We start from the raw sequence: 15,503 nt of genomic DNA, 5'->3' as shown, positions 1-15,503 counted from the left end.
CCCGCCCCGCGGTCTTGAGTTGATTCGAGGTCGCGATGCCAAGTACGAAATACGAAATACAAAGTGCGAAACGCGAAGCTCCGTCCACGCACCGCCATTACTCAGCAGACTCCCAGGCGACCGCTACTGTGCGCGGATGCTCCGAATCGCAGTACAACTTCAGCCCCAGCACGCCGGATACTCCGACATCCGCAGGGCAGTATTCGAGTGCGAGGCCCTTGGCGTCGACATCATCTACAACTGGGACCACTTCTTCCCGTTGTCCGGCGACCGTGACGGCAAGCACTTCGAGGCATGGACGATGCTGGCCTCGTGGGCGGAGATCACCGAGCAGGTCGAGATCGGATGCCTGGTGACCTGCAACTCGTATCGGAATCCGAATCTGCTCGCGGACATGGCCCGCACCGTCGACCACGTCTCCGAGGGGCGGCTGATCCTCGGGATTGGATCGGGATGGTTCCAACGGGACTACGACGAGTACGGGTACGAATTCGGAACGGCGCCAGGTCGGCTCCGCAACCTGGATCGTGATCTCCCGATCATCAAGGCCCGTCTGGCCGACCTCAACCCACCTCCGATACGATCCATTCCGATCCTGGTCGGAGGAGGTGGAGAAAAGGTGACCTTGAGGATCACTGCGCAGCACGCCGACATCTGGCATGGCTTCTTCAGCACCACCAAGCCTGATCTCTACGCGCACAAGAACCGCGTCTTGGATCGCTGGTGCGCCCGCATCGGCAGGGATCCTTCCTCGATCGAACGGTCTGTCGGCGTGAGCGAACGGCGCATCGATCTGGCGGATGATCTCGTCGCCGCCGGAGCGCAACAGGTGGTGCTCAGCCTCGAAGGACCCTCTTACGACACCGGACCTGTCCAAGATTGGCTTGCGTGGAGGGACGCGCAGTGATCGGCGCTGCCGTCCTCGTCGTCATCGGACTCGTGCTGCTGACCGTTGCAGCCGATCGACTGGTGCTCTCCGCAGCCCGTCTTGCCCGAATCTGGGGGATGTCCGCAATACTCATCGGTGCGCTCGTGATCGGGATGGGCACGTCGGCTCCAGAGCTGCTGGTCAGCGTGCTCGCTGCTGCCCGCGGCGAGATGGACATGGCAATCGGGAACATCGTCGGATCGAACGTGGCGAATCTCAGCCTGGTGCTCGGTGTCTCGGTCATGATCCTGCCCGTCGCCGGACATCTGCACACGATCAAGAGGGAGGGCATTCTCATGCTCGCCGGCGTCATCGCGTTCAGCGCCCTGGCGTGGGAAGGAACGATCAGCACCGTCGAAGGCGCGGGACTCATCGTCGGAATCGTCATCTCTGCGTTCCTGCTCGTCTCGTGGTCACGACGGGATGTCGCAGAGGGCATCGTGAAACTCGACGCCGACACGTTCGCTCCCCCCGGCAAGGGAGCTGCAGTCGAACTCACCGTCGGCCTCATCGCGTTGGCGGCCACGCTCGTGGGCGCCGACCTGCTGGTCAGGGGCGCCCGCATCGTGGCCATTGAGCTGGGACTCAGCCAGGGGTTCATCGGACTCTCGCTCGTCGCCGTCGGCACGAGCCTGCCGGAACTCGCCACAGGGATCGCTGCGGCAAGACGACGCGAAAACGCACTGGTGATCGGCAACGTCCTCGGCTCGAACCTGTTCAACTCCCTCGGTGTTGCCGGAGCCGCCGCCCTCTCCGGCAGTGGTACGTTCACCGCCGATTTCCGGGTCCCGATCATCTTCATGCTCGTCATCTCGACACTGGCCGGCGTCTTGACCGCGACAGGGAATCGTCTCGTGCGCTGGGAGGGTGCGGCGCTCGTTGTCGCCTATGTGGGGTTCCTCGCGCTGGCGCTCTGACGGGCAACACGGGCCCGGCGACGGACAAGCAGTTTCCGTCTCGAAGCTCGCCGACCGACTCATCGCCTACGACCTCGGCGGGCACAGCACGGTGGCCCCCGCTCCTGCAACCGGGAATCCGGCGCTCTCAACGGTCGGGCAAGTTCGGCGAACTCCCCGGCACTCATCTCGTGGGCACCGGCCGCACCGCGTTTCGGCACCAGGATCGACCACCCTCCCAGAGCGGACAGGTAGGGGTGTTCGATCGCCCAATGGTCACCATCGAAGATGGGACCGCCGCTGAGATCCGCACTCCTGCCGGCGACCGGAACGTCCGACAATCCTCACACAGGCCCGCTACTCCTCGAGATCGATCGCGCCGTCGCGACGGCCACCCTCGGCGAAGAGGCGAAACCCGACGAGGGCGATAAGGAACCACGCCGCACCGACGAGAAGCTCCAGGCCGAGCTGGCCGAACGCGCCTCTCGACGGTCCGGTGGCGAGGAGCTCTCGCAACCCGAGGAGCCCGTGGTGCAGAGGCAGCAGATCGGCGGTTCGTTGCACCCAGGTCGGAAATATGCTCGTCGCCACGTTCACCCCACCGATGGTGATCAGCGTGTAGAAAACCAGGTTGAACAGGATGTTGCCGATCCGCAGGCGCCGGATGGCGATCGCGGCGAGGAACAGGCCGAGCCCGTACGCCCCGAGGCTGATGGTCAGCAATCCGACGGGAAGCCACCACCAGTTGCCGGAGAACCCGATGAACGGTGCGAGGATCACGAAGATCAGGCTCGCCTCCACGAGGCCCTGCACGATGTGGAAGGCCGACCGTCCTCCGAACACCGGCAGCATCGACCGGGGCGCCGCAACGAGCAGCGGCAGCGTCCCGAGACCCCGTTCCCACGCCGTGTCGGGACCCGTGCCGAGCGGCATGAGCGCAGCCATGGCGGCCACGTTGCCGACGAACGCGAACAGGACGAGGTCGCGTCCACCGACGAGCAGACCCATCGCGGTAAAGAACAGCACCTGTGCGGTAGTACGGACAATCCAACCAAACAGCCACGACTTCCATGTGTACTGGGCGCGCATGTCCAGGTAGCCGACAAGGGCGGCGTTGCGGGCGATGCGCAGAGTGGCGGTCATGGGGCCGCTATCTCCCCTGTCACTTTCACTCGGTGAAGCACCACCCGAACAAGCCTCTGGGCTGCGATGAACCCGACGCTCCCGAGGCTCGCAATCGCGGCGACACGCCATGGCAGGCCGGTGACCACCGGTCGGGTGACACTGTCGCGAATCAGGTCGGAGCCCCAGGACAGGAACACCAGACGCCCGAGCGGCTGGACCCAGACCGGCAGCAGCGACAGGGGCACGAACACGCCACCGAGCAGCAGAAACGGGTAGGACGCCGACGATTGAAAGGTGGCCGCGGCACGGGTCAGAATCGTCAGGCTGGAGAAGATCATGCCGGTGCCGGTGATCGCCGCAGCGGTGAGCAGCAGCGCGACGACCAGCACGACCGGGTGGGCGATGCGGATGTCGATCCCGTAGGTCGCCCAGGCGGTAACGAGCGTGAGTGGAACGACGAGGAGCGACAGCATCACGACCGCCGCCACACGGGCGGTCACCACCAGCCCGTAGCCGGTGGGGGCGGCGGCATGCAGCTCGAGACGACCCATCCACCGGTCGTCACGCACCACACTTCCCCCCGTCCACAGCGCCGTGCTCCACATCGCCATCAGGATCGGTGCAAGGAGCGCATTGATGAGCAGATCGGGACGGTCGAACGCCTCGATCACCGAGAGGAAGATGATGACCGTCGGGATCGTCGAGATCTGCACCATCCAATAGTTCGGAGTGCGCAACGCAAGACGCAGCTGCATCCTGAACGCGGCCGCTGCGGCGTTCACAACTCCATGCCCCGGTCACCGATGAGCTTCATATACACGTCCTCGAGGGACGGCGATCCGGTGCGCACCGACGACACGCCGGCGTCGACAAGACGGCGCAGGACACGCCGACCGACCCCGTCGGCGTCCGGCTGGAACCGCACCCAACCGTCGGGGCGCCGCTCGACGCCGGCGACGAACAACTCGATCTCGGCAACGACCTCATCGAGAACGTGCTGGGCTTCGACCCATTCATAACGGGACATCCACAGGCCCAACGTCGCCGGGGATTCGGTGGCGAGGATCCGACCACGGTCGATGAGCGACACCCGGTCGCACAGCGCCTCGGCCTCGGCCAAGTTGTGGGTCGTCAGAAACACGGTCTTGCCGGCATCGCGCAGCTCGGCGACGAGGCGCCGAAACTCGAGCGACGCCATCGGATCCAGCCCGATGGTCGGCTCGTCCAGGAACAACACCGGTGGATCCGACACCAACCCGCGGGCAAGATGGAGGCGCTGCTTCATGCCTCGGGAGAAGGTCTCCACCCGTTCGCCGGCCCGGTCTGCGAGACCCACCCGGTCGAGCAGCCGACCGACGACGGCGGACGTCTCCGACGCCGACACGCCATACAGTGCAGCCCAGTAGATGAGGTTCTGACGTGCCGTCAGCCGGGTGTACAGCCCTCGGTCGCCACCGAACACGAGGCCGATCAGCGGCCGCACCCTGGCTGTCTCGGCGACGACGTCGAAGCCGAGCACCGACGCCGTTCCTTCCGTCGGGATCAGCACCGTGGCGAGGATCTTCACCAGCGTCGTCTTGCCGGCGCCGTTCGGACCGAGCAGCCCATGGATCGCACCTTCCTCGACGGTGAGGTCGATGCCATCGAGCGCCACGACCGGCTCGGAGGCGCGACCATGCACCTCGAAGATCCTTCGGAGCCCCTGGACTTCTACCGCCGGCATGCGGCGACTCTACTTCCCTCGAGGGTCCGGCCGCCGACGTGTCGACGTAGGCTCATCGTCGCCGCTCGGCCACCAGGCCACTCACCTGGTGGTTTTGGCGGCGGGACTCCCGGCGACAATCGCCTCGTCGTACGCGGCGTCAAGTCTCTTGGCGAGTTCGGCAACGCCGGTTGCGATCTCTCTTCCCGGCACCGGCTCGGTAATCGGGCGAATGAACGGGGCGGACCCTACCGTACCGTCAACCAGTTCGATCGAATCCACTGACCAGGAGTTCTCTACGCTTCTGGAGAATCTCGCAACGTAGTCTGCTGAATAGGCCGAGTACTCCGGCGCCCCATCATCATGCTCATGGGGCCACTGGTAGTAGATATACGTCGTCTCGACATAACGCACCTCGAGATTGCCGTTGTCGAGTCGGTTCGTCGCCTCGACGGTGATCTCCGTCTTGAAGTGTGAGTACTGCTCGCCGAGCTCGGCGAGCAGCGATCGCAGCTTTGGGAGTTGCTGTTCGGCCTGCGTCAGTCTCGCTTGGACTCCATCACCCAACACAAACGGCACATCGCCGTCTCTCAGCGCAACCACAAGCTGAGCGCGCCCTCCGGAGTGGAAACCGGAGACCAATAGCCCGTTCTGATAGGCAGCGATGCTCGTCAATGCAGCAGTGAGACGGTTCTCGTTCGGCACGGCGTGTGAGTCAGGTTCAGCGTTGCTCACCGCGACAACAGTCACGATTGCCAGAGCCGGCACAAGGGCGGCAACGAGAAGATTCCTGCGTCGCTTGGCCATCTACCCTCCCCAAACGGACAGTACTTGTCTGGCACCGGTTGCGCATGGCAGAGGTGCAACTGTGGCCGGATTTAGCAGCTGGGCCGGACGGTGATGACCCGCTCACCGGATCCGCACATCAACGTCCGGAAGGAAGCTCCAGTCTCCGTCGGAGGGGGAAGCACCACCGACGTGTCGAAGTAGGCGATCTCGGTGACCGCGACCTCCTCGCCGGACCGCACCCGAGCAAGATACCGACTCGGGTGATTCCGCAGCTCTCTGCTACCGACTTCCACCGATACCTCCATGACGCCACATTCCCATCATGGACTGTGGCTGCGCTCAAGGGTCGTCGAGAACCAGATGTTCGGACCTCGAGTCACCCATGCTGCACGAGCTGCCACCGTATGAAGCCGAGGGACTCGTACAGGGCGAGGGCCGGAGTGTTGTCATCCATCACACGTAACGCCACGGCGGTCTCGCCCGCCTCGCGCACGATCCTCAGGCACCATTCGATACCGAACCGGGCGAGTCCGCGCCGACGGTGGGCACGATCGGTGAACACCTCGATAATGAACGGACAGTCCGGCGTCTCGTCCCACGGAGCCCGGCGAACCGTCATCACGGCAGCAACGACCTGGCCCTCGCGGCCGATGACCGGGGACGCCTCGGCCCAGAACGGACCGTAGTCACCGTCCAACGACACGGCGACATCGGCGACCGCCTCATCCAACGTGAAACACGCCTCACCAGGATCGTACGCGGCGAAGTACAGGGAGCCGACGGCGTCCGTATCCGACATCGCCATCGGCCTGGCCTCGTACCCGCGCGCCAGAACGGCCGCCGAAGCTCCCGGCTCCTCAGTGGTGCCGATCAGCGTGATCAGATCAGCCACCGCGCGTTCTCCGTTCTTCGCCGTCTCACTCGACACAACCCACCGCCGCTGGGTCCTCACGGGCAGCACAGGCTACCGGCCCGCCATGAAACCCGTCCCAGGATTCCCGGGACGAGACCTGCCCCCGACGGAGTAGGTTCGATACAGGAGGTCGACCGATGGCGCCGTGGGCGAAGACCGAACGGGAGTTGCTGTCTCCGGTGGTCGAGACAATTCTCGCCGACCTGGAACCGTTGGTGGGAAAACAGATTCTCGTACTGTGCTCGGCGTCCGGCGAGGTGGCGTTCCGAATCGCCGATCGGGTCGGCGCAGGTGAGGTGCTAGGGCTCCAACTCTCCGAAGAGCTGCTGAGAGCGGCCCGGAGCGCCAAGACTGAAGGCATCCCGGTCAGGTTCGACAAGGCGTTGCCCGACCGGATTCCGTCTCCCGATGCGACGTTCGATGGTGTGGTGAGTGAGTTCATCGTGTATCCGACCTCGGAGGTGACCGATATCGGTCAGTCCGAGATGGCCAGGGTGCTCCGTCCCAGCGGTGTGATGACGCTCACCGATGTGATCGCTCCGGAGGATCCACCCGCCGACGTTCGTACGGCGTTCACCGATGCCGGCCTCAACTACCTGTGCGTCGCCACGCCGGATGACTTCGCGGGGTGGATGAAAGAGGTCGGCATGGTCGACGTCGAAGTCCGCGAACTGACCGACCTGGTGCGACCGGTGTGGGAACGGCGCCTCGCCACCGGGCCCGCTGCAGCAGCGCTCCTCCTGGGTTCCGGCCCCTGGAGTCTCGGGCGGGGGATCCGCTATATCCGGGTCCGGGGCATGAAGCCGACCTGCCTGAACAGCGACGGTCGCCAAACATGAAGGTTCTTTTCTTTCGTTTTCTATCGTTGTCGGTCGTTTTCTGTCACACCCGGGTGATATGTTGCCGGTATGGACAGTCGAACCACAGATGACCTGGAACAGACCTTGTTGGCGACCGAAGCAGTCATCGCTCGGGGTCGGGCGGTGCAGATCGCCGTGTTAGCCGAGCTGGATCGCCGTCAGGTATCTACCGCCGATGGGTGCCGCTCGATGGTCGAATGGACCGCAAGTCGTCTGGATGTGGCGCCGGAGACCGCATCGGCACTCATACGGACCTCCCGTGCGGTCCTGGACACGCCCGAGGTAGCCGAAGCGCTCACCGCAGGAGGAGTCACCTTCGACCGTGCCGTCGAGTTGTGCAGATACGCCGCGACCGGTGTCGACAACACCGTCCAGACCGGACGGCGGTTCGATATCGGCGGTCTGCGCCGTGAAGTCTCCAGAAGGCATCGTTTCTCGCGTGATCGGGAACACCAGAGTGTCTGTGACCGGTACCTCGCCATGCAACCCAACCTCGACCAGACCTCATGGCGCCTGTGGGGGCTCCTGCCCGGCGTCGACGGCCAGATCGTCGAACAAGCCCTCATCCGACGTGCCGACATGTTCCCTGCCCTGCCGGATGGAACGAGGCCGACCTTGGGGCAGCGACAGGCGGACGCCCTCACATCGATCGCCCAAGATTCCCTCACCGCAACGGCCGGTGAAGGAACCTGTACCCCCCTGGTCACCGTCTTCGTCGACGCCGACCCGGCAACCCAGACCCAAAACAAGACCGGCGTCATCCTCGATTCGGGCGTACGGATCGGACCCAACGCTCTCGACGGACTCCTGTGTGACAGCCAGATCGAAACGATTCTCACCACAGACGGAACCCCGTTGGCCGTCGGGAGACACACCAGGACGATCAACCCGGCGTTACGTAGAGCAATCCTGCATAGAGACGCCAGTGTGTGTACCGCAGACGCCTGCACTAGCCGCTACCGCCTCCAAGCACACCACATCACCCCATACTCCCAAGGCGGACCAACCGATCCGGAGAACCTCACGACGCTGTGTTGGTATCACCATCATGTCGTCATCCACGGGATGGGCTATCAGATCGACCCCGACACGCCACCTCAACGACGACGATTCCTCAAACCCGGCGGCAACGACCCGCCATAACAACCGTCCAAACCACGGCACACCACCAAGACGACAAGACGCGATTGCCGACCAGTGCCCACGCGCAGATCGGCGGTGGGGCGCGCCCTTCGCGAACCTTCCGTCGCCACCTGTGCATGCAGCACGCCCGAAAAGCCGGATGGATACGCCAGGCAATCGGCGAGGTTCCCGGCGTAGGCAAACCCTCACCCTCGAATTTCACACCCATACCGCCGATTACCATGCTCGCCTGTGGCTCCAGCGATCGTCATCGACAACCTCACCAAGCGGTATGGCCGGCACACCGCAGTCGATCACCTCACCCTGTCCGTTGAGCAAGGCGAGTCCTACGCCCTGTTGGGGCCGAACGGAGCCGGCAAGACGACCACCGTCGAGATCCTCGAAGGCCTCCGCGACCCGAGTGCAGGAAACGTCGCCGTGCTCGGCATCGATCCGTCGAAGCATCCTCGAGAACTCCACAAACGCGTCGGCGTCATGCTGCAGGAAGGCGGCATCTCTCCCGCCACCCGGCCACTCGAAGCACTGCGCTTGTTCGCAGCGTTCCACGATCACCCCCGAGATCTGGACGATCTCGTCGAGCTGACCGGGCTGACGGGTCGCCTCAAGACCCCGTACCGCCAGCTTTCTGGCGGCGAGAAGCAGCGCTTGTCTCTCGCGTTGGCCCTCGTTGGCAACCCACAGGTGCTCTTCCTGGATGAGCCCACGTCCGGTATGGATCCGATGGCGCGCAGAACCACCTGGGCGATCATCGAGACGCTCCACGACGAAGGTGTGACCACCCTGCTGACAACGCACTACATGGACGAAGCCGAACGGCTGTCGGATCGGATCGGGATCATCAGCAATGGGCGTCTGATCGCCGAGGGATCCCCTTCGCAACTCATTCAGAAAAGCGGTGGCGTGACGCTGCTTGCCGAGCCCGGCCTCGACACCGAGAGCTTCCCGATTGCCACAAGGGAACAGGCACCCGGACAGTACGTCCTTGATGTGGACCCCGTCACCCCGCAAGCCCTGGCAACGCTGACGACATGGCTTGCCGAGCGGGGCGTCTTGCTGCGCGAACTCCGTGTCGGAGCCACCGGCCTGGAAGATGTGTTCCTCGAACTCACGGCAGAGGACTAGCCGATGCTGCGTGCGATCAGAGCTCAGACCAGATTCGAACTCACCAACGCCGCCCGGCGTGGCGAAGCGATCCTCCTGCTCGTTCTCGTCCCGCTGACGATCCTGCTCTTCTTCGGCTACACGGGCCTGTTCGGGCTCACCGTCGAGATGCTCATTCCCGGTCTGCTCGCTCTGGCGATTCTCTCGGCGTCGCTCACGAGCTTGGCCATCACGACCGGCTTCGAACGCAAGTATCACGTGCTGAAACGACTCGGTGCGACCCCCATGCCACGCACCGCTCTGATCGTCGCCAAGACGTCCTCGGTGTTCATCATCGAGATCATCCAGGTGGCGATCCTCCTCGGAGTGGCAACCACCGTGTTCCACTGGAGCGCCGATCCGAACATCGGCCTGTTCATCACGGCGATGGTGCTCGGATCTGTGGCGATGTCGGGGATCGGTCTCTTCATCGCAGGGACCTTTCGGGCCGAAGCGACGCTCGCCGTCGCCAATGGTCTCTACCTGACGCTGCTGGTGCTCGGCGACATCATCTTCCCGATCTGGGTGCTCCCTCCGGCCATGATCGTGATTGCCAAGATCCTGCCCGCGGCGCCGCTCACCGCGCTGTTCCGTGCCGCACTCAACGAGGCCCAGTTCCTCCCCACAGACCTCGCCGCGATGGTCTTCTGGGCCATCCTCGGCCCGGCACTGGCAGGCTGGTTCTTCACATGGGAAGAGAAGTGAACTGTCAGCCCAGAATGGCATCGATCCCCACAGCTCCGACGCCAGAGTGAGAGAGCCGATCGAGGAGACGGACAACGCCGTCGGCGGTTCAGGCGCCCCCGGCAGCCAAGCGGCGACGAAGATCTGGGCGCACGGATGAGAGCAAACGCGGCGTAGCGGCGCTCGATCACGAAACGATCTGGCCACACGTAGCCCCTCGACAGACAATCTTCTTGCCGTGCCGGCCAGGAACGTTGCCGGTCGAGACGCCAGTGCCTTGGCCGGTGACATTCGGGGTGTCGATGCCGAGGCAGGGGCATCGCTCACAAGGCCGCACAACGAAGGCGCACCTTCAGGTGCGTCGAGGCGGAGAACGCAGCGAGCGGCGTTCCTGGCCGGCAGAACACCACAAAGGTTGCCGGTCGAGGCACTAGCCTCGGCTCATGCGCAAATTCCTCAAGATCCTCCTCATTCTCGTTCTCGCTCTCGTAATCCTGATCGCCGCCGGCGGGTTCGTCACCGTGCGCGCCTCGTTCCCCACCACGGATGGGGAACTGGCTCTCAGCGGTCTCCAGAACCCCGTCGACATCTACCGCGATGGGAACGGCATACCCCATATCTATGCGACGAACAGCCACGACCTGTTTTTCGCACAGGGATACGTCCAGGCGCAAGATCGTTTCTGGCAGATGGACTTCCAGCGTCACGTCGGTCGCGGACGTCTCGCAGAGATCTTCGGCGAATCCCAGGTCGAAACCGACCAGTTTCTCCGTACGCTCGGATGGGAACGGATCGCCGAGCAGGAATGGGCGACTGCCTCGCCGGACGGCGCACTCGCCCTTGCATCGTTCGCGGACGGCGTCAACGCGTACCTCGCCGATCACCAGGGAGCATCCCTGAGCCTCGAGTACGCGGTCCTGAAGCTGAACAATCGCTCCTACGTCCCCTCTCCGTGGAGCCCGATCGACAGCCTCGTCTGGGCCAAGGTGATGGCATGGGACCTGCGCTCCAACATGGATCTGGAGATCTTTCGCGCAAAGGTGTCCAAGTTGATCGGTGATCGCGTCGACGACCTGTACCCCCCGTACCCAGAGGATCGGCCTGTTATCGTCCCCGACTTCGGAGCGGCAACGACGAGCGCCGCCGCTCCGGCACTGCCCGACGAGGCAGACGGCCTCCTCGCCCGCACCGCAGACACGATCGAACTCATCAATCAGCTCACGGGGCCGGTCGGCTCGGACATCGGCTCGAACAACTGGGTGATCTCCGGATCCCTGACCTCCACCGGCGAGCCCATCCTGGCGAACGACCCGCACCTCGGCATCCAGATGCCCGCCATCTGGTACGAGACGGGCCTTCACTGCACGACCGTATCCGATGCCTGCCCCTATGAGGTCGCCGGCTTCTCCCTCCTGGGTGCCCCAGGAATCGTCATCGGCCACAACGCCAACATCGCTTGGGGTGTGACCAATCTCGCCGCAGACGTGCAAGACCTGTACATCGAAAAGATCAACCCGGACAACCAGAATCAGTACGAGGTCAACGGCGAATGGGTGGATGCGGACAGCCACATCGAGACCATCAACGTCGCCGGCGGCGAACCCGTACAGATGAAGGTCCGAGTGACCCGCCACGGTCCGATCATCTCCGATGTCTACGGACGCCTCGAAGACTTCGACGAGAAGACTGACATCCCGCTCCCCGAGCCATACGCGATCGCTCTTCGCTGGACGGCACTCGAACCGTCTCGGACACTCGAAGCCATCGTGGCAATCGACCGCGCCGCCAACTGGAACGAGTTTCAGGACGGCATCAGCATGTGGGACGTCCCGTCGCAGAACTTCGTCTACGCGGACATCGACGGCCACATCGGATATCACGCTCCCGGAAGGATCCCGATTCGAGCCAACGGTGACGGACGCAGTCCCGTCCCCGGATGGACGGATACGTACGAGTGGACGGGATTCATCCCCTTCGACGAGCTTCCTTCGAGCTTCGACCCGCCCGAAGGCTTCATCGTCACCGCGAACAACGCCGTGACCCGCCCTGGAGTCGGCCCTTTCCTGGCCCGCGAATGGGCGTATGGGTCACGGGCACAGCGAATCGTCGACATGATCCAGGACGCGGGAACGTCCATCAGCCCTGATGACGTGCGCGCCATGCAGTTCGATGCCGCCAGTATCCACGCCGACGTGCTCATACCCCGCCTGGTCGGACTCGCTTCCGCTTCCTCGGAGGTTCGACAAGCCCAGGCAATCCTCGAGTCCTGGGCGGATGAGAACGGGGAGTACCGCTTCGATGTCGACAGTCAGGGAGCCGCACTCTTCGGAGCCGTATGGAAGAACCTGCTGATCTTGATCTACAACGACGACCTGCCGGAAGGCTTCCGCCCGTCGGGCAGGGACTCCTCGCTCGAGGCGATCCGGCAGATCCTCGACGATCCGACGAACGTCTGGTGGGACGACCAGACCACCTCGGCGGTAGAGACACGGGACGACATCCTGGAAGGGGCACTCCTGGCCTCCTGGAACGAGTTGAACGACACGCTCGGAGAGCCCGCTTCGTGGCGCTGGGGCGACCTACACACGGCGACGTTCGTAAACCAGACGTTCGGCAAGTCCGGGATCGCGCCAATCGAAATGCTGTTCAACCGAGGACCGTTCAAGGTACCCGGCGGCACCGACATGGTGAATGCAACGAGCTGGCTCGTCGAGGAGGGGTACGAAGTCGTCGCAATCCCCTCGATGCGCATGGTGATCGACTTCTCCGATCTCAACGCATCGACGGCACTCCACACGACCGGTCAGTCGGGTCACGCGTATCACCCCCACTACGACGACATGATCCAACGGTGGGCCACGGGTGAGACGGCTCCGCTCTACTGGGACCGCGACAGCATCGTGGCGGCGTCGGAAGGGCACCTGAAGCTGGTGCCGGGAGCGACCGACTGACGACGAGACACGAATCCCGAGCGCCGATACCCGACACCTGGGCCCGGCGCTCGGGTACGTTGGCCAAAAGGGGCCGGAGTGCGTCGGTCGGGCAAGCGGATGCAAGCTCTATGATGCACCCCGAGAGAAAGGCGTTCTCCATGAAGAAGCTGCTGTTCCTCCTCGTTCTGATCGGCGTCGGCGTTTGGCTGGCCAAACAGGCCGGAATCGTGACGTGCACCAAGGAGACATCGTGAACGACCCATATCAGCTGTCTGACGTCCACGACGACTTCCGGGCGATGGTCCGGCAGTTCTCCGAGGACAAGATCGCTCCTCGCGCCGAGGAGATCGACGCAACGGACGAGTACCCGGCCGACCTCCACGAGGAGATGGTCAAGGCCGACCTTCTGTCCGTGATGTTTCCGGAGGATGCCGGCGGCGCCGGAGCCGACTCGATCACGCAGGCAATCCTCGTCGAAGAGATGTCCCGGGTCAGTGCATCCGCCGTGATGATCCCGCTGCTCAACAAGCTGGGCATGATCCCGGTCCTGCTCAGAGGCACCTCCGACCAGAAGCTCGCATGGATCCCGAAGATCATCGTCGGCGAAGAACAGGCCGCATACGGGCTCACCGAACCCGAGGCGGGTTCGGATGTCGCAGCGATGCGGACGAAGGCCGTCCGCGATGGCGACGAGTGGGTGATCAACGGCGGCAAGCGCTTCATCTCCAACGCCGGGGTCGCCACCGTCTATACGATCTTCGCCAAGACCAACCCCGATGCCGGCCATCGCGGCATATCGTGTTTCATCGTCCCCGCCGACACGCCCGGGTTCGAAGTCACGAGGTATGAGCACAAGATGGGGTTGCACGGCTCCCCGACCGGGGAACTGACCCTCGACGATGTACGTATCCCTGGAGAGAACCTGGTTGGCGAAGAGGGCGAGGGATTCAAGATCGCCATGATGACGCTGGACCGTTCACGTCCGGGCATCGCCGCCCAGGCGCTCGGCATCGCCCAAGGCGCGTTCGAGCTTGCCCGCGACTACGCCAAGGAGCGCAAGCAGTTCGGCCGTCGCATCATCGACAACCAGGCGATCGGATTCATGCTCGCCGACATGGACATGAAGACGAGAGCGGCGCGGCATCTCGTGTATGAGGCGCATGCGATGATCGACCGCAAGGATGCACAACTCACCTACGTGGCCGCAGCCGCGAAGGCGTTCGCATCGGACACCGCGATGTACGTCACCACCGATGCGGTGCAGATACTTGGTGGCTACGGGTACGTGAGGGACTACCCGGCCGAGCGCATGATGCGCGACGCCAAGATCACCCAGATCTACGAAGGCACCAACCAGATCCAGCGGGTCGTAATGGCCAAGCTTCTCGGTCGTTGACGCAGTCTCGTCTCTGCCGGCCACAAATAGTGCTGCCGGCAGAGACGAGACTGGGAATCTCTGTGGGGCCGGCGAGAAGACCTACGATCGCCGAGCCGCGGCGAACTTCCCGACCGCTTCGGCGATCTGATCGGGATGGGTCATCGGCAGCTCGTGGCGTGCGCCGGGCACCTCCACCACCGTCGAATCCCGCAAGAGTGCCGCCATTTCTCGCTGCCATGCCGGCAGTACCAGCTGGTCCGACAGCGGGATAATTACCAACGCGGGAACGTTCAGCCGTCCCAGCCACCGCCGACTGTCGAAACGCAACAGCGCGAACATCGATCGGTACTGCACCTCCGGATCACGGTTCATGCGGGTCTCCCACAGCCAGCGCTCGCTGCTCTGGTCGGCCGCACCGACCCACAGCAGGTACCGGTACCAGACCCACGACACCTCGACCCTGCTGACCCGCTCGAGTGCCCGGCCGATCACCCCTATGACCGTGCGTCCCCAGCGCCACGCCGGCGGGTGATGGGCGAGCGTAGCGATGAGTACCAACCGCTCGACGAGGTGCGGATGCCGGTGGGCGAGTTCCTGGGCGACGGCGCCGCCCATCGAATAGCCGGCCACCGTTGCCTGGCCGATGCCGAGAGCGCCCAGAGCACCTGCCACCTGGTCCGCCATATCGGCGATCTCGAACGCGTCACGTCCCCTGTCGGTCTTGCCGGCACCGTGCAGATCGATGGACACGATCCGAAACCGCTCGGCGAGCAACGGAATGAGCCGGTACCACGCCAGCATCGAATCGAGTCCGAGGCCGTGCAACAACACCAGCGCCGGAGCATCGCCCGGTCCGGTCTCCCGAACGAACACCTCCCGATCACCCACGAACACCGTCCGGCCCGGCAGGGGCAACGGGTGTCGCTGTGTCCCGGTGTAGCGCGGGGGCGTGTCGGGACCGAGTAGACGCCAGGCCAGCCATCCAAGACCAAGGTTTCTCAACAGCTTCACG

Annotated in this window: 15 protein-coding genes; 8 read left to right on the top strand and 7 right to left on the bottom strand. The window is 64.0% G+C overall.

Translation table 11 applies throughout. The features are described from left to right. The first annotated feature begins 136 nt into the window (after window positions 1-136). Window positions 137-907 carry an LLM class F420-dependent oxidoreductase gene (locus GWP04_05685; GenBank protein NIA25043.1) on the top strand — a complete coding sequence of 257 codons (771 nt, stop codon included), beginning with the start codon at window positions 137-139 and terminating at the stop codon, window positions 905-907. Further along, on the top strand, window positions 889-1,845 hold the full coding sequence (locus GWP04_05680; GenBank protein ID NIA25042.1) for a sodium:calcium antiporter: 957 nt from the start codon (window positions 889-891) through the stop codon (window positions 1,843-1,845). The genes GWP04_05685 and GWP04_05680 overlap by 19 nt, the downstream gene beginning before the upstream one ends. Before the next feature lie 336 nt (window positions 1,846-2,181). On the opposite strand, the gene GWP04_05675 is transcribed toward GWP04_05680, so the two are convergent. The 6 genes from GWP04_05675 to GWP04_05650 all read right to left on the bottom strand — a co-directional run bounded on the left by GWP04_05675 (window position 2,182) and on the right by GWP04_05650 (window position 6,332). Beyond that, entirely contained in the window at window positions 2,182-2,967 is a 786-nt protein-coding gene (locus GWP04_05675; protein NIA25041.1) for an ABC transporter permease, read from the bottom strand. Next, window positions 2,964-3,731, bottom strand: a complete 768-nt coding sequence (locus GWP04_05670; GenBank protein NIA25040.1) for an ABC transporter permease — start codon at window positions 3,729-3,731, stop codon at window positions 2,964-2,966. The genes GWP04_05675 and GWP04_05670 overlap by 4 nt, the downstream gene beginning before the upstream one ends. Further along, on the bottom strand, window positions 3,728-4,672 hold the full coding sequence (locus GWP04_05665) for an ATP-binding cassette domain-containing protein (GenBank protein ID NIA25039.1): 945 nt from the start codon (window positions 4,670-4,672) through the stop codon (window positions 3,728-3,730). Before GWP04_05665 ends, GWP04_05670 begins: the two co-directional genes overlap by 4 nt. Window positions 4,673-4,753: 81 nt before the next feature. Further along, window positions 4,754-5,458 carry a hypothetical protein gene (locus GWP04_05660; GenBank protein ID NIA25038.1) on the bottom strand — a complete coding sequence of 235 codons (705 nt, stop codon included), beginning with the start codon at window positions 5,456-5,458 and terminating at the stop codon, window positions 4,754-4,756. A gap of 71 nt (window positions 5,459-5,529) precedes the next feature. Then, window positions 5,530-5,733 carry a hypothetical protein gene (locus tag GWP04_05655; GenBank protein NIA25037.1) on the bottom strand — a complete coding sequence of 68 codons (204 nt, stop codon included), beginning with the start codon at window positions 5,731-5,733 and terminating at the stop codon, window positions 5,530-5,532. An 83-nt stretch (window positions 5,734-5,816) separates the two neighbouring features. Next, window positions 5,817-6,332, bottom strand: coding sequence for a GNAT family N-acetyltransferase (locus GWP04_05650; GenBank protein NIA25036.1), 516 nt, complete (start codon window positions 6,330-6,332; stop codon window positions 5,817-5,819). A 158-nt stretch (window positions 6,333-6,490) separates the two neighbouring features. Between GWP04_05650 and GWP04_05645 the strand changes: the two genes are divergently transcribed. The 6 genes from GWP04_05645 to GWP04_05620 all read left to right on the top strand — a co-directional run bounded on the left by GWP04_05645 (window position 6,491) and on the right by GWP04_05620 (window position 14,509). Next, window positions 6,491-7,192 (top strand): methyltransferase domain-containing protein, encoded by a 702-nt coding sequence (locus tag GWP04_05645; GenBank protein ID NIA25035.1) that lies wholly within the window; start codon window positions 6,491-6,493, stop codon window positions 7,190-7,192. A gap of 69 nt (window positions 7,193-7,261) precedes the next feature. Next, window positions 7,262-8,356 carry a DUF222 domain-containing protein gene (locus GWP04_05640; protein ID NIA25034.1) on the top strand — a complete coding sequence of 365 codons (1,095 nt, stop codon included), beginning with the start codon at window positions 7,262-7,264 and terminating at the stop codon, window positions 8,354-8,356. A 243-nt stretch (window positions 8,357-8,599) separates the two neighbouring features. Then, window positions 8,600-9,478: an ATP-binding cassette domain-containing protein gene (locus GWP04_05635; protein NIA25033.1), complete on the top strand. Its 879-nt coding sequence runs from the start codon at window positions 8,600-8,602 to the stop codon at window positions 9,476-9,478. Between the two features lie 3 nt (window positions 9,479-9,481). After that, window positions 9,482-10,201, top strand: coding sequence for an ABC transporter permease (locus GWP04_05630; protein ID NIA25032.1), 720 nt, complete (start codon window positions 9,482-9,484; stop codon window positions 10,199-10,201). A gap of 422 nt (window positions 10,202-10,623) precedes the next feature. After that, window positions 10,624-13,131 (top strand): penicillin acylase family protein, encoded by a 2,508-nt coding sequence (locus GWP04_05625; GenBank protein ID NIA25031.1) that lies wholly within the window; start codon window positions 10,624-10,626, stop codon window positions 13,129-13,131. Between the two features lie 229 nt (window positions 13,132-13,360). Beyond that, on the top strand, window positions 13,361-14,509 hold the full coding sequence (locus GWP04_05620; protein ID NIA25030.1) for an acyl-CoA dehydrogenase: 1,149 nt from the start codon (window positions 13,361-13,363) through the stop codon (window positions 14,507-14,509). Between the two features lie 81 nt (window positions 14,510-14,590). On the opposite strand, the gene GWP04_05615 is transcribed toward GWP04_05620, so the two are convergent. Continuing rightward, the gene (locus GWP04_05615; protein NIA25029.1) at window positions 14,591-15,502 is read right to left on the bottom strand and encodes an alpha/beta fold hydrolase; all 912 of its coding nucleotides are present in this window, start codon (window positions 15,500-15,502) and stop codon (window positions 14,591-14,593) included. Between the last annotated feature and the right edge of the window lies 1 nt (window position 15,503).

It is taken from the genome of Gammaproteobacteria bacterium, from assembly GCA_011682695.1.
GTDB lineage: Bacteria > Actinomycetota > Acidimicrobiia > Spongiisociales > UBA4744 > BMS3Bbin01.
The sequence above is the reverse complement of the archived record's forward strand: the minus strand, read 5'-3'. Positions and strand labels throughout refer to the sequence as shown.